At 61.9% G+C, this 15,039-nt stretch carries 13 protein-coding genes; 8 read left to right on the top strand and 5 right to left on the bottom strand.

Features of this window, described 5'->3' with window-relative positions; all coding sequences use genetic code 11:
- Position 1 precedes the first annotated feature (1 nt).
- The 8 genes from aroQ to gltA all read left to right on the top strand — a co-directional run bounded on the left by aroQ (position 2) and on the right by gltA (position 7,099).
- Positions 2–457, top strand: coding sequence for a type II 3-dehydroquinate dehydratase (gene aroQ, locus H5U38_03425; protein ID MBC7186066.1), 456 nt, complete (start codon positions 2–4; stop codon positions 455–457).
- Complete coding sequence (locus H5U38_03430; protein ID MBC7186067.1) at positions 444–1,298, top strand: ATP phosphoribosyltransferase; 855 nt, start codon at positions 444–446, stop codon at positions 1,296–1,298. The genes aroQ and H5U38_03430 overlap by 14 nt, the downstream gene beginning before the upstream one ends.
- On the top strand, positions 1,295–2,350 hold the full coding sequence (hisC, locus tag H5U38_03435; GenBank protein ID MBC7186068.1) for a histidinol-phosphate transaminase: 1,056 nt from the start codon (positions 1,295–1,297) through the stop codon (positions 2,348–2,350). Before H5U38_03430 ends, hisC begins: the two co-directional genes overlap by 4 nt.
- Entirely contained in the window at positions 2,347–3,027 is a 681-nt protein-coding gene (locus H5U38_03440; protein ID MBC7186069.1) for a TIGR01548 family HAD-type hydrolase, read from the top strand. The genes hisC and H5U38_03440 overlap by 4 nt, the downstream gene beginning before the upstream one ends.
- On the top strand, positions 3,027–3,629 hold the full coding sequence (gene hisB / locus H5U38_03445) for an imidazoleglycerol-phosphate dehydratase HisB (GenBank protein MBC7186070.1): 603 nt from the start codon (positions 3,027–3,029) through the stop codon (positions 3,627–3,629). Before H5U38_03440 ends, hisB begins: the two co-directional genes overlap by 1 nt.
- Positions 3,613–4,233, top strand: a complete 621-nt coding sequence (gene hisH, locus H5U38_03450) for an imidazole glycerol phosphate synthase subunit HisH (GenBank protein ID MBC7186071.1) — start codon at positions 3,613–3,615, stop codon at positions 4,231–4,233. The genes hisB and hisH overlap by 17 nt, the downstream gene beginning before the upstream one ends.
- Before the next feature lie 582 nt (positions 4,234–4,815).
- A complete protein-coding gene (locus H5U38_03455) occupies positions 4,816–5,661 on the top strand; it encodes a sulfide/dihydroorotate dehydrogenase-like FAD/NAD-binding protein (GenBank protein MBC7186072.1) in 846 nt (281 codons plus the stop codon).
- Between the two features lie 7 nt (positions 5,662–5,668).
- A complete protein-coding gene (gene gltA / locus H5U38_03460; protein ID MBC7186073.1) occupies positions 5,669–7,099 on the top strand; it encodes an NADPH-dependent glutamate synthase in 1,431 nt (476 codons plus the stop codon).
- Between the two features lie 9 nt (positions 7,100–7,108).
- On the opposite strand, the gene H5U38_03465 is transcribed toward gltA, so the two are convergent.
- From H5U38_03465 to H5U38_03485, 5 genes are all read right to left on the bottom strand, one after another.
- Positions 7,109–7,552 carry an RNA-binding S4 domain-containing protein gene (locus H5U38_03465; GenBank protein ID MBC7186074.1) on the bottom strand — a complete coding sequence of 148 codons (444 nt, stop codon included), beginning with the start codon at positions 7,550–7,552 and terminating at the stop codon, positions 7,109–7,111.
- Between the two features lie 124 nt (positions 7,553–7,676).
- Complete coding sequence (locus H5U38_03470) at positions 7,677–11,387, bottom strand: tetratricopeptide repeat protein (protein MBC7186075.1); 3,711 nt, start codon at positions 11,385–11,387, stop codon at positions 7,677–7,679.
- Between the two features lie 90 nt (positions 11,388–11,477).
- A complete protein-coding gene (locus H5U38_03475; GenBank protein ID MBC7186076.1) occupies positions 11,478–12,059 on the bottom strand; it encodes a TIGR00730 family Rossman fold protein in 582 nt (193 codons plus the stop codon).
- Between the two features lie 65 nt (positions 12,060–12,124).
- The gene (locus tag H5U38_03480; protein ID MBC7186077.1) at positions 12,125–13,513 is read right to left on the bottom strand and encodes an aminopeptidase P family protein; all 1,389 of its coding nucleotides are present in this window, start codon (positions 13,511–13,513) and stop codon (positions 12,125–12,127) included.
- A 47-nt stretch (positions 13,514–13,560) separates the two neighbouring features.
- Positions 13,561–15,039: formate C-acetyltransferase/glycerol dehydratase family glycyl radical enzyme (locus H5U38_03485; protein ID MBC7186078.1), on the bottom strand; the 1,479-nt coding region annotated here is incomplete at its 5' end.

Below are 15,039 nucleotides of genomic sequence, written 5' to 3' on the forward strand. Positions count from 1 at the left end.
AGTGAAGGTCCTCGTACTTCACGGGCCCAACCTGAATCTGCTCGGCGAGCGGGAGCCGCACATCTACGGCACCATGACGCTGCGCGCGCTCAACGCGCTGATCAGGAACCATGCACGCCTCCTCGGTGTCCGAGTCAAGATCGCGCAATCCAACCACGAAGGCCGGCTCATCGACCTCATTCACCGGCGGCGAAAGTGGGCGGACGGCATCTTAATCAACCCCGGGGCTCTTACCCATTACAGCTACGCGCTGCGGGACGCCCTTGGCGCCGTGGCGCTGCCGGTAGTCGAGGTGCACCTATCGGACATTTACGCGCGAGAGGAATTCCGACGCGTCTCGGTGATTGCGCCGGTGTGTGTGGCGCAGATTGCCGGGTTGGGACCCGACGGTTATCTGCGCGGCTTGGAGGAACTGGTACGGGTCATCACCAAAAGAGGAGACGATGCGCAAGGTTAAACTGGTCATCCCCAAGGGTCACATCCACAATGGCGTGGTGCAGCTTCTCACCGACGCCGGTTTTGTGTTGCGGGAAAACGATCGGCAGTACGTGCCAGCGGTCAACGATCCGGAGCTGCAGGTGAAGATCATGAAGCCGCAAAACATCGCCCAACTCGTCGAGCTTGGCTCGCACGACTGCGGCTTCACCGGCCTGGACTGGATCGTGGAGACTGGGGCGCGGGTGGAAGAACTCATGGACCTGCGCCTGGACCCGGTGAGCATTGTCGCAGCGGTGCCGGCCCAGCTCAAGACCGCAGAGCTGCGCAGCCGCCGTCTGGTCGTCGCCTCTGAATACGAGCGCATCTCCCGCCAGTTCCTCAGCCAGCAGGGGTACGACTTTATCCTCCTCCGCACCTACGGTGCCACCGAGGCATTTCCGCCGGAGGATGCTGACATGATTATCGACAACACCGCCACAGGCCAGACGCTCCGCGCACACGGGTTGCGCATCGTTGCCACGGTGATGGAGTCGTCGACCCGCTTCATTGCCAATGCGCGCGCCATGCAAGACGAACGCAAGCGGGAAAAGATCGAAGAGCTGGTGACGCTTTTCACGGCCGTGCTCAACGCCCGGGAGAGGGTGATGTTGGAGATGAATGTGCCCGCCGAAAGGCTGGAGGCAGTGGTGCGCCTTCTCCCCTGCATGCGGGCACCGACGATTTCTCAGCTCTACGGCGAGCAGGGGTATGCAGTCAAGGCAGCGGTGCGCCGCTCCGAGATTATCCGCCTCATCCCTTTGCTCAAAAAGATGGGCGCTACCGACATTCTCGAGTACGAGTTCAAAAAGGTAATCATATGAACCTGATCAAACAGCGGGTGCGGGAGTTGTCGCGCTACGAGGTGCCCCAAGATGCGCAGATGGTCAAGCTCAATCAGAATGAGTTCCCGCGCGACGTGCCCGAGGAGATCAAGAAGGAAATCCTGGCGCGGTTGGCGGCAACCTCCTGGCAGCGCTACCCGGATGGGCAGGCAGAGGCGTTGGTGATGGCCATCGCGGCCTATGCCGGGGTGCCAGCGGCGTGCGTGCTGGTGGGCAATGCCTCAAACGAGCTCATCCAGACGGTGATTGCCGCAACCTGTGACAGTGGCGACTCCATTGTCACTGTTACTCCTGGCTTTGCCGTGTACAGTCGAGTAGCACGCATTCTGGGAGCAGGGGTGCAAGAGGTGCCACTGGGGCCCGACTTTGCATTTGACCCGGAGGCGCTGGTGGCCGCTGCCCACGGGGCGCGCCTGGTCATCTTCGCCACGCCCAACAATCCCACGGGCACCTGGATGTCCATTTCCGACATTGAGGAGCTGGTGGCGCGGGTCGAGTGCCTGGTCTGCGTGGACGAGGCTTACTTTGAGTTCCACGGCGAGACCGCCTCGCCCCTGCTGCGGAGCTACGGTAATCTCGTGCTGCTCCGCACCTTTTCCAAAGCTCTTCGCCTTGCGGGTGTGCGACTTGGCTACCTCCTGGGACCACCGCAACTGGTGGCCGAGCTGGCAAAGGCGCGGCTGCCGTTCTCGGTGGGTATCTTGCAACAGATTGCCGGCGAGGTAATGCTGGCCCACCGCGAAGTGCTGGAGCAGGAAATTCAGGAAGTGGTGCGCCAGAGGGAAGAACTCCTGGCGGCGCTGCCAGGCATTCCTGGGGTCCAGGCAGTGCCCTCGCGTGCAAACTTTGTGCTTTTCCGTCACCAGGCGGTGTCATCGGCCATGTTGTTTTCGGCCCTGCGCCGCCGTGGCGTCTTGGTGCGATCCTTTGGGGGTGCGCTGAGTGACTGGCTGCGCGTCACCGTTGGCACCCCTGCCGAAAACCAGGCGTTCTTGGCAGCCCTGCGGGCTTCGCTTGCTGAGTTGGCATGAAGGCCGTGCTCTTCGACATGGATGGGGTGCTCGTGGATGTGTCCGGTTCCTATCGACGGGCCATCGCGGCTACGGTCGAGCACTTCTCCGGAGCTACCGTCTCGGCTGGAGAGATCCAGGCCTACAAGGATGCGGGAGGTTGCAACAACGATTGGGAGTTGACCCGCCTGCTCTTGCATGACCGGGGCGTGGAGGTCCCTCTAGAAGAGGTCGTCAGCGTGTTCCAGGAACTCTACCTCGGGCAGAATTTTGATGGGCTGATCAACAACGAGCGATGGCTGTTGCGTGCGGAGGTGGCTGAGCGGTTGGCAGGCCGCTATGCGCTGGGCGTAGTGACTGGCAGACCCCGCCGTGAAGCACTCTGGACACTACAGCGCGCTGGCATGCAGCACTTCTTCGGGGCGGTGGTGACCATGGATGACCTGCCGCGGGACCGCCAGAAGCCCCACCCGGATGGCCTCCGCCTTGCGCTGGCCGCATTGGGCGCAGAAGGGGGGTGGTACGTGGGTGATAACGTCGACGACATCATTGCTGCCCGAGGGGCAAATGTGGCGCCCATCGCCGTACTCGCCAACCAAGCGGGGGAAGAAGGTGCAGCCCGCGCGGCTCTGTTGCGCAGGTACGGTGCCGTAGCAGTCATCCCGGATGTGAACAGCATAGAGGAGGTGCTCAGGTGATGCGTAGCGCCCGCGTGGAGCGTCGGAGCCGGGAGACAGAGATCCTTGTTGAGCTCAATATCGATGGCAAGGGAGAGGCGCACGTCACCACCCCCATCGGCTTGCTCACGCACATGCTCGAGGCCTTTGCGAAGCACGGAGTCTTTGATCTCACCTGCACCGCCAGTGGAGACCTGCACGTGGACCAGCACCATCTGCTCGAGGATTGCGGCCTGGTATTGGGCAAGGCCTTTGCCCAGGCCCTAGGCGATAGGCGCGGCATCAATCGTGCCGGCTACTTTGTCTACCCCATGGATGAGGCGCTGGCCGTGGTGGCCGTGGACATCGGCGGCCGCCCTTACCTGCAGTACGATGTCCACTTCAGCCGCCAGTTCTGCGGTGACCTCGACTCAGACCTCTTGGAAGATTTCTTCTATGCTTTCGCCGTGCACCTGGGAGCCAACGTGGTGGTGCGTATGCCCTATGGCCGGAGCGATCACCACAAGATGGAGGCGATCTTCAAGGCATTTGGCAAAGCCCTCGCCATGGCTTGCCAGGTCAATCCCCGGGCCGCCGGTGAAATTCCCAGCACAAAAGGAATGATCGATGATCGGGATAGTTGACTATGGTGCGGGCAATTTGCGCTCGGTGAGTAAGGCCTTATCCTATCTGGGCGTAGAGCACCGTCTTGTTCGCTGCGCGCGGGAATTGGACCACGCGGACCGGTTGATCTTGCCCGGGGTGGGGTCGTTCGGACATGCGGTTGCGCAGCTCCATGCGGCGGGCCTTTTTGAGGCCATCAAGGCGTGGCTGGAGGCTGGCCGCCCTTATTTGGGCATTTGCCTGGGTCTGCAGCTGCTGCTCGAGGGGAGCGAGGAATCACCCGGCGCAGCAGGCTTGGGCTTTGTAGAAGGCCAGTGCCGTCGTTTTTCGGGACGGCGTGTGCCGCAGATCGGCTGGAACAACGTGGAGTTCAAGGGAGACTGCCCTCTGTTCGCCGGGCTTGTCCCTGGCGAGTACTTCTACTTTGTGCATAGCTACTGGGCTCTACCCGAGGACCAACGTAAGGTGGTGGGGTGGACCGAATACGGTGTTCGCTACGCCTCTGCAGTCAGTGTGGGTCAGGTGTGGGCGGTACAGTTTCACCCTGAAAAGAGCGGTCGAGCGGGACTGACCGTCCTCAAGAATTGGCTCGACGGCTGTAGCCGTGCCGGCTCCTGCGGCTGAGAGGGCGGAGATACGGGCTTCGTACACGCGCGGGACGAGGTCGGAGGGTATCGGCACTCCCGTGGTGACGCTGAGTGCGTAAGGCGAATTCTTCCCCAGCTGGACCGCGTTGCTACGGGCAAGTCCCACGTGTTGCGCACGTTTCCCCTTTCTTTCAGCGGGAAGGTCCTTGCAAGCACAGACGAGGGGGCCGCGCTGTGGCGCCAGAGCCCGGCAGCAAGCTCCGCGTGATGACCAAGCTCCTGGCTGCCCTCCGGGTTGTTCTGCATCGAGGACGCTCCGCTCGAATAAGAGATGGTTGTGCTCCTTGTGCTCCCTGCCATGAATCCCCGCAAGACGAGCGTTCCGCACCATTGCCAAGCCCACCATCCGGCCCCTTCTGCAAGCGAGCCTGAAGAAGGCTATGTCCTCGCCGGGACATCCCGCGCCTCGCAGGCGGGAAGGCACGCCGCATACACGACGAACGACGTCCGCTCGCCTGCGCCGCGAAAATGCGTTGCAAAGCTTTCCCGGTTTTGCTATATTCCATCCCTCGTGCGGTAGAGTGCAGGAGCGCAGCTGGACGGAAGAAGAGGAACCGGTATGGAGCTCAACGAGATCGTCAGCAAAGAGGTGCTCGCCCCAGACGTGACCCGCTTTGTGGTGTACGCACCGGAGATTGCCGAGAAGCGGCGGGCTGGACAGTTTGTCATTATCCGTGTCAATCCCCTGGGCGAGCGTATTCCCCTCACCATTGCCGATGCCGACCCCCGGGCAGGCACCATCACCCTCATCTCCCAAAGCGTGGGGAAGACCACCTATGAGTTAGCCGAAAAGGAGGTCGGCGACAAGTTGGTGGACCTAGTCGGTCCCCTTGGCTCACCTACGCACATCACCAAGGTGGGCACGGTGGTCAGTGTCGGCGGGGGCATTGGCATTGCGCCTATCTACCCCATTACGCAGGCCATGCGCGCCGCAGGCAACTACATCATTTCCATTCTGGGCGCGCGCAGGAAGGAGCTGCTGATTCTGGAACAAGAGATGCGCAGCGTGAGCGATGAGGTCATCATCACCACCGACGACGGAAGCTATGGCAAGAAGGGCTTTGTCACCGACGCACTGCAAGAGCTGATCCACCAGGGCCGCAAGATCGACCTGGTGATTGCCATCGGGCCGGCGGTGATGATGAAGATGGTGAGCAAGCTTACCGCGGCGCATCAAATCCCCACCATTGCCAGCCTCAACACCATCATGATCGATGGCACGGGCATGTGCGGCGGCTGTCGCGTGACCGTCGGCGGCAAGACCAAGTTCGTCTGCGTCGACGGTCCGGAGTTCGATGCCCACCAGGTCGACTGGGACGAAATGGAAAAGCGGCTGGGCATGTACAAGGAGCTGGAGTGTAAGGCACTGGAACGGTACTGGGCGGAGAAAAAAGCGAGGGCATGAGAACGGTATGGAACAGACACTGACTCCAAAGCAGCGGCTGCAGATCCCGCCGCAACGCATGCCAGAGCAAGACCCCAAGGAGCGCATCAAGAACCAGAGGGAGGTGCCGTTAGGCTTCACGCCGGAGCAGGCCATCCGCGAGGCGCAACGCTGCCTGCAATGCAAGACCAGACCATGCGTGGCAGGGTGCCCAGTGGAGATCGATATTCCTGGGTTTATCCGCCTCATCGAGCAAGGAGAATTTGTGGCCGCCGCCCGCCGCATCAAAGAAAAGAATGTGCTGCCAGCCGTGTGCGGCCGTGTTTGCCCCCAAGAAGAGCAGTGCCAAAAAGAGTGTACCTTGACCAAGAGCCACAAGGACGTGAAGATGTCCGTGGGTATCGGCAAGTTGGAGCGCTTTGTGGCAGACTGGGAGCGCGAGCACGGCGCTGTCGAATTGCCCACTCTGCCGCCGAAGACTGGCAAGCGCGTGGCAGTGGTGGGGAGCGGGCCGGCAGGGCTGACCGTGGCTGGCGACCTCATCCTCCGCGGACACGAGGTGACCATCTTCGAGGCGCTGCACAAGCCAGGAGGGGTGCTCGTCTACGGAATCCCTGAGTTCCGTCTGCCAAAGGCCATCGTCGAAGCCGAAGTCGATTATCTCACTCGCCTGGGTGTTACCCTCAGGACTAACTTTGTCGTAGGGAAGACCAGAAGCCTTGATGAACTTCTTCAAGAGTATGACGCCGTGTTTGTGGGCACCGGTGCCGGTTTGCCGAATTTTATGCGCATACCGGGCGAGAACCTCCTCGGGGTCTACTCGGCTAATGAGTACCTCACTCGTGCCAACCTGATGCGCGCCTACGATTTTCCTGAGGCAGACACGCCCATCTTCCCTTTCAAAAGAGTGGCCACCATTGGCGGCGGGAACGTGGCCATGGACGCTGCGCGAACGGCGCTCCGCCTGGGGGCAGAGCGGTCGATTATTGTCTATCGGCGCTCGGAGAAGGAAATGCCGGCGCGGTTAGAGGAGATCGAGCACGCCAAGGAAGAGGGCGTCGAGTTTCACCTGCTCATGGCCCCTGTGCGTGTGTTGGGCGACGAGCGCGGCTGGGTGAAGGGGCTGGAGGTCATCAAGATGGAGTTGGGAGAGCCAGACGAATCGGGGCGAAGGCGTCCGGTTCCTGTGCCTGGCTCGGAGTTCATCATGGAGGTGGACGCGGTCATCGTCGCCATCGGCAATAGTCCCAATCCACTCATCCCTCAGACCACGCCGGACATTGCCGTCACCAAGTGGGGGGGCATCATCATCGACGAGCACACGGGCAAGACCTCCAAGCGGGGGGTCTTCGCTGGCGGCGACATCGTGCTGGGCGCAGCAACGGTGATCCTGGCCATGGGACAGGGAAGACGTGCCGCCAACGCGATGCACGAGTACCTGATGACTGGCAACTGGTGAGTGAAGGGGCTACCACCCGCGCAAGCGCTCGAGGCGGCGCCGCTCCTTTTTGGTGGGACGGCCCTTGAAGGGCGGGCGCATCCGCCGTGTTTGTCGGTAGAGTTCCAAAAGCTCCTGCGATTCTGGGGAGAGCTCTGGCTGATGCTCGCGGTACAGTTCGCGGGCCTTTTCGGCTGAAAGGCTTTTCGCCGTCACCTGCAGCACGTCAAACGTGCGATAGAGGTGCTTGTGCTTCACGGTGACGGTGTCCCCCACCCGGATTGCCTTGGCAGGTTTTGCCACTTGGCCGTTCACCTTGACCTTGCCTTCTTCGCAGCTCTTGGCCGCCTGCGCGCGCGTCTTGAAGATGCGCGCCACCTTGAGCCACTTGTCAAGGCGAACGCTCTCCTGCCCTTGGGGGCCGTCCTGGTGCTCTTCCCTTTCGCTCATGAACGACTCGTCACCATTCTTCACTCTGGCTCTTGCAGCAATTCATCCGCACTCGGTTGCCAGAGGTTCGCCACCGGCGCGGCCATGCCTGCTGGCGGGGCTCCTCATGGAGAAGAGGAGCCTTCCGTAAGACCGCCGCAGCTTCCCGCTACCCGGACTGGCCTGTTTTCCTCTGGTCTATCTCCTTGATTCGCTCCCTCGCCACTCGGCCAAAGCTGCTGGTGCTGCCCTCTTCGCGTTCGATGCGCTCAAAGATACGGCGCGCATCGTCCAGTTTGCCAAGCCGCATGTATGCCAGCCCCGATTCGTACATCGCGGTGACGCCCCAAGGGAGCTTCGACGGCGGAGAGAGGTACTTGACCTTCATGAGCTCCACGATGGCATCGGCATACCTGCCCATTTCCAGGTAGCATTTGCCAATCCAGTACTGGATTTCGGGCTCGGCCTCCCTGCTGGCAAAGCGTTTCAAGTCCCGAAAGTGCTCTATGGCGCGGTCGTACTCTTTGAGGTTCTTCAAGCAGGTGCCTATCTGCATCCTTCGCGTGAAGGCGTCGTCGGCGCGCGGAAACTCCTGCAGGTACTGGCGGGCAAAGGCGATGGCCCGGTCCCACATGCCTAAGCGATCCGCTGCATCGATCAGGTAGCCCAAGGCAAGCGCGCGATAGGGACGGTCTATGCGCGGGACCGCCAACGCCTTCTGGAAGGCAAGGAACGCGTTCTCAAACTGCCCGTTCTTGAAGTAAAAGTCGCCCAAGTTCACGTACGCGGTGGCCGTCAGGGGGTTGTCCGGGTACTTCGTGGGTACGCCCGCGAGGATCTTCAGCGCCTCGTCCGGCTGGTTCATGATGAGGTAGAGCTTGCCCAATCCAATGTCGCCCCACGCCGCCGTCTCCGCGTTTTTCACATCCCGCGCCGCGCGGAAGGCTTTCTCGGCCTGCTTAAAGTCCTTCTGGCGGAGAAAGAACTCGCCTTCCTCATAGGCAAAAAGGGCGCGGTTGGCGTCATCACGAAATGCCTTGAGATACTTTTCCGCCTCGGCGATGGCGCGGGCCCGGTCATCGATCCTGAAGAGGGAGATGACCAGCTTGGGCCAGGCCGCTCGTCGCACCGAGTCTGTTGCCGCGTCCTTGATCAAGTCCTGGTATGCGGCTGCGGCAGCGCGATAGTCGCCATCGCGAAAGAGGAGGTCAGCTGTGCGGAGTCGAGCCGAGAGCTTTGCGCTCGCCGAAGCAGCTGGCAGTGAACTTGCCTGACGCAAAAAGTTGAGGGCCCGCTGGCTGTCTCCTCTGTCTTCGGCCATGGTAGCAAGAAGGGCGAGGACTTGCGCAGCCTGGGGGTGCGTCGCTGCCTCGCGCACAAATTCCACAAGCAAAGCCTCCGCCTCTTGCGAGCGGCCAAGATGGTGGTACGCCAAAGCCAGGCGGAGTTTCAATTCCGGTGGTTCAACATCTGGCGCGACAGAAAGCGAAACGTCGCTTGCTCTCTTCTCCCGCGCGCGCTCGAGGAGCTCGGCGGCTGCCTGATGTTTCCCCTGGCGTATGAGAAGGTCGGCGAGCCGCACCTCGGCGCTGTCCGCCACGGGCGCATAGGCGCAGTCGTTGAGGATTCGATCGTACAGTTTTTCTGCTTCGCCAAGACGCTTGCCTGCCTCAGCCAAGGTGGCAGCCAACATCATGGCCTGGGCTCCTCTCCGGGTGCGCGGCAGGTGGTCGATGATGGCGTTCAGCGCAGCCGCAGCCGCTGTTGTGTCGCGGGCGGCCAGCGACAACTGCGCCACCAGCCAATGACAGCGGGCGCGCAGCTCGTCGTCACCAGCAAGGCGGGCTGCGTCGGCGGCAAAGGTGCGAGCCACGAGGGTCAGGCTGTCGGCTTGTGGCCCTCGCTCAAGGAGCAGACTGGCCTTCTCCGCGAGCAACTCTGCGCGCAGGGGACTCTGGGCAGGGACGAGCGCCAGCCCCGCGTCGCAATCTGTCAGCCAGCGCGGCACGTCACCGGGCGAGAGCTTGGTCATTCTCCGCAGGCCGATGAGCCCGCGTACCGCACCAACCCGCTCTTGGGCATCACTGGAGGTGGCGATGGCCTTGCGATAGAAAGCGGCAGCAGTGTCCACCAGCCCAGCGAGGGAACTCTGTTCGGCCGAGAGATAGGCTGAGGCAGCCAGGCCATGGTAGCACGTCGCCAGGCTCAGCAAGAGCTTGGCCGAGGCGGCACTGGTGTCCTGCGCGTAGAAGTGCCGGTAGAGTGCACGGGCAGTGGCATAGTCCCGCAGCGATTCCAGGTACAGCGAGCCCACGTCTACAGGCACTCGTTCCTCCTCTTGGCCGCTGGCCAGACGCACCACTTGCAGCGCCAGGGCCGATGAGGCCTTGCGGTAATCAGCAACAAGAAAGGAACGGAGCAAAGCGGCTTTGTACGCTGCCTCATCAGCCAAGGGTGATGCCGGAAACTGGCGGGCGTAGTCCTCGTAGGCATCGGCTGCCGCTGCGGGGTCGCCGAGGTCTTGGTAACAGCGCGCCAAGCTCAAGGACACCTCGTCCGCGAATTGGCTCTGCGGGAATTGGGTGAGAAACCCGAGGAGTTTGTGGATCCTCTGCGTGGAGCAACCTGCGTCCTTTTGACCGAGCTGGGCATCGAAAAAGGCAATGTCGTCCAGAAAGGGGCTGTTGGGAAAGCGGGCGGTGAACTGGGCGGCACGCTGGTGTGCCGCCTCCGCTTCTCCCAGGGAAGCCGAGGCGCGCATCGCGCCGATGGTGGCGGCAGCAATAGTACGCTCGCTGGCCAGTCGCTCGCCGACAGGGAGGGCGCGCACCGCATCAAAGTGCTGGCGCGCAGTGGCGAATTGCGCCAGTTGCAATGCGGCATTACCCGCACCAAGCCACGCCTCCGCGCGAAGGGAGTCCCCCGGCGCCAGAGAACTGGCCAACGCAAACGCCGCCAGGGCCTCATTTGCTGAGCCGGCCTGCAGCAGACTTTGGGCCTTGAGCAGAGCCGAGCGCGCTTTCAGTTCCTTGTCGGTGGCAAACTGGGCGGCCCTTTCCGCAAAGCGAGCCGATTGGGCGTACTCGCCGCGACCTTGCAGGACTTTCCCCAGGCGGAAGGCAGCAGTGGCAGTTGCCGTCGAGTCGGCTGTTGCTTCGGCTACCTGCCTGAGAATCCGCTCTGCCTCCGTGAACTGGCCCAGGCGATCGAGTATTTCTGCCTTCAACGCTAAGGCTCGGACAGTCGTGCCTTTCTTGAGGTCCGGGGTGATCAACTTTTCGGCTTCGGCAAGCGCTTCTTCGAGCTGGCCAAGATGGAACCCCGCCGTGGCCAGTAACAGACGCGCCTCTTCGCGCATCGGACTGGTGGGATATTTGTCCAGCAGCAGGCCGGCCACACGCTCGCAGTCGTCATACTCGCCAGCGTGCTGATACAGGCGCGCGGCACGCAGCAGGCCCTCTGGTGCTAAGGAACTGCCCGGGACAAAGGCCGTGATGCGCTCGAACGCCAACGCCGCATCGTGGAGCTGGGTGAGGGCTTCGTGGGCTTGGCCCTGCTGGAAGAGGAACTGGTCCAGGAGAGCGGAGCCGGGAAAGCGGAGCAGGGCATCGCGCCCGGTGCGCAGCGCTGCCTCGTGCTGCCCGGATAAGAACAGAGCACGACAGGCCTGCAACAGGGCCTGCGGCGCCTTGGGGCTTGTGGGGAAGCGATCGGCATAGCGCTGGTACTGCAGCGCCGCCAAGTCGTAGAACTTGTCGGTGAAGAGCCTGTCCGCGTAGGCCAGGTCCTCTGCCTCACTCATCATCTGGGCAAAGCTGCCCGTGTTGCAGAGGAAAACCAGCGCTACCACTACTCCGTGCAAAAGACATGTTGTGCGCATGTGCCTTTTCGCCTTTCGTGAAGGAAGACGAGCGCAGCGACAGCCGTGCGGGTGCCTTGTTGAGTGCCGCCCGGACAAGTGCCCACGCCCTCACACCGCGGCAAACTGCACAGCGCCGCTCGGCCAAGGGGGCGCCTGCCTGATGGCCTCCAGCACTTCCGCCGGCTCATCGACTACGGTCCACATCTGACGGTGGCGGGGGTCCATGAAGCGCTCGGCAATACATCGCTCGAAAAGCTGCAGCAAGGGGTCAAAGAAGCCGCACGTGTTGAGCATTACGATGGGGCCAAGGTACAGGCCGAGGCGCTTCAGCGAAATCGCTTCCAGTAACTCCTCCAACGTGCCGGAACCACCTGGCAATGCTACCAGAGCGTCGGCCTGGGCGCGCATTTGCTCTTTGCGCTCGTTCATCGTCTGCACCACTACCAGCTGGCTCACCCTCTTGTGCGCCCACTCCCTTTCGACCATAAAAGTCGGAATCACCCCTACGACACGCCCGCCGCGCGACAGAGCGCCGTCAGCAACGGCACCCATCAAACCGACTGCGCCCCCGCCGTAGACGAGCGTAATCCCTTGCTCTGCCAAGAGTTGGCCGAGTTCGTAGGCAGGACGGAGATAGCGTTCGTCAAGTCTGCTGCTCGAAGCACAGAAGACACACACTCGCTGGATCATCAACTTCCTGTCACCTTCGCTTCAGTGAGCCAAGAGGAGACTTCCCCTGGCGTGCACAGCTCCCGTCAGCGTTGCATGTACGCTTCGATTTCCGCAACCGTCTTGGGAATAGGTTTGCCCAACACCCGATGGCCAGTGCGGGTGATGAGGACGTCGTCTTCGATCCTGATGCCACCGAAGCCGAGATGGCGCTGCACTCGCTCGTAGTTGATAAATGTGCGGTGCTTCTTGGCCGCCTTCCATTGCGCAACCAGCTCCGGCATGAAGTAGACGCCCGGCTCCACGGTGAGGACATAGCCGGGCTGCAGTCTCTTGGCCAAGCGCAGGTAGGCCAGGCCGAACTGCTCACTGCGCTTGAACTCGTCGTCGTACCCCACATAGTCCTCGCCGAGGTTTTCCATGTCGTGGACGTCCAGGCCGAGCATGTGGCCCAGGCCGTGTGGGAAAAACAGTGCATGGGCGCCAGCTTCCACTGCGGCGTCCGGGTCGCCTTTCATGAAGCCTAACTGGCGGAGGCCATCGGCAATGACGCGCGCGGCGGCGAGGTGGGCATCGCGATTCGCTACCCCCGGGGCCATCATGGCGATGGCTTTCTCCTGCGCGGCCAGCACCACCTGATAAACGTCCCTCTGCAAAGGGGTGAACTTGCCGCTCACCGGGTAGGTCCTGGTGATGTCGCTGGCATAGTGATTCGGTGACTCGGCGCCGGAATCGAACACCACCAACTGCCCTGCCCCCATGCGGTGAGCGTGCGAGTGGCCGTGCAGTATCTCCCCATGAGTGGTGAAGATGGTGGGGAAGGCGGTCATGGAACCCCGTGCCTGGACCAACCCTTCGATCGGCCCCACCACTTCTCGTTCGTAGAGGCCTGGGGCGATCAAGCGCACGGCCTGCTGGTACATCTCGTGACTGATGGCCAGCGCCTTTTCAATCTCCGCCACTTCCTGTGCCGATTTGACCGAGCGCTGTGCCACCACGGCGCGCACGAACTCCCGCGAGCACGAGGAGTTGACCCATGCGGCGCGCGTTCCGGTAAGCTGCTCGATCTTTTGTTGGTTCTCGCTCCGGTACTGCGGGAGGTAGTGAATCCTTTGTCCTTGTTGCAAGGCGCGTTGCGTCCACTTTTCCAGCTCGGCCAGAGGCCTGGCCGTGCTCACTCCCACCTGCGCTGCCCGGTCGGCCATGGAGGGTTGCGGTCCCATCCAGACAATGTCGTCGACCCCATAGTCGTCGCCGAACAGCACTTCCTGGTCGGCATCGATGTCGATCACCGCAGCCAGGCCCGGGAAGTCAAGGCCCCAGTAGTACAGGAACGTGCTGTCCTGCCGAAAGGGGTAAGTGTTGGCGCGGTAGTTCATGGGCGACTCGTCGTTGCCCAGGAAGAGGAGAAGCCCGGAGCCCATCTTCTTCTTGAGTGCCTTGCGTCGCTGCACGTAGACCTCTGCATCAAACATTGCTGCTCCCTCTGCTGTCTGTTCTGGCCGGACAGGTGCTCACTACTTCAAAAGGCCGTATGCTCAGTGCGGCGGATGATTTCGTTCTGAAGCTCGCTGCTCAGGTCCACAAAATAGTCGCTGTAGCCAGCCACGCGCACGATCAGGTCGCGGTACTTTTCCGGCTCCCTTTGCGCCCTGCGCAGGGTGTCGGCAGTGACGACGTTGAACTGCACGTGGTGGCCGTCCATGGCAAAGTAGGCGCGGATGAGAGCTGCCAACGCAGCAATGCCCCGCTGGTCGGCCAGGAGTTGTGGCGTGAACTTTTGGTTCAACAGGGTGCCACCGGTGCGCAGGTGGTCAATCTTGCCTGCCGACTTGAGTACTGCCGTGGGGCCGCGCCGGTCTGCCCCCTGTACCGGGGAAATGCCCTCGGAGAGCGGCTCGCTGGCCTTTCGCCCATCTGGAGTAGCCCCGGTCACGCTGCCAAAGTAAACGTGCACGGTGGTGGGCAAGAGATTGATGCGGTAGTGCCCGCCTTTGGTGTTCGGCCGGCCATCTACGGCGTCAAAGAACAGGTTGAACACGCGCACCGCCAGCTCGTCTGCATAGTCATCGTCATTTCCGTACTTGGGCGTCTGATGCACGAGGCGCTGGCGCAGCACCTCGTGGCCGGCGAAGTTGTTCGCCAGCGCAGTGAGCAGCTCGCCCATGGTGCAGGTGTGACGGTCGAACACGTGGTACCGCAGGGCTGCCAGACAGTCGGCGATACTGCCAAGTCCCACCCCCTGGATGTAGGAACTGTTGTAGCGCGCGCCGCCGTCCTGGTAGTCCTTGCCCTTGCGGATGCAGTCATCGATGAGCAGCGAGAGAAACGGGGCGGGCAGGTAGTGCGCGTAGAGGCGCTCAATGATGCGGTTGCCTTTGATCTTCACATCGATGAAATGCCGCACCTGTTTGCTGTAGGCGGCAAACAAATCGTCAAAGGTGGCAAAGCTCTCCGGTTCGCCGGTGCGCAGACCGATGAGCTGGCCCGTACGCGGATCACGCCCATTGTTCAGCGTAATTTCCAGAATCTTTACCAGATTGAAGTAGCCGGTCAGAATGTAGCTCTCCTTGCCGAAAGCCCCGGCCTCCACGCAGCCGCTTGCGCCGCCGTTACGGGCGTCCACCAAAGATTTGCCCTGGCGCACGAGCTCTTGGATGATGGCATCGGTGTTGAAGATGGAGGGCTGCCCGAAGCCGGTCTTCACTATCTGCAAGGCACGGTGGAGAAACTGCTCCGGCGTCTTCTTGCTGATCTGCACCATGGAGCTTGGCTGCAAAAGGCGCATTTCTTCGATCACGTCCAGGAGGAGGTAGGAAAGCTCGTTGACCGCATCAGCGCCGTCCTCATCCACTCCCCCAAGGTTGATGAGGCAAAAGTCGGTGTAGGTGCTGCTCTCCAAAGCGGTGACGCCGACCTTTGGCGGCGCAGGTTGGTTGTTGAACTTGATCCAGAAGGCCTGCAGCAGCTCGCGCGCCTGCTCGCGCGTCAGTACCCCTGT

The organism is Calditrichota bacterium, assembly GCA_014359355.1.
Classification (GTDB): Bacteria; Zhuqueibacterota; Zhuqueibacteria; order JANLFK01; family Oleimicrobiaceae; genus Oleimicrobium.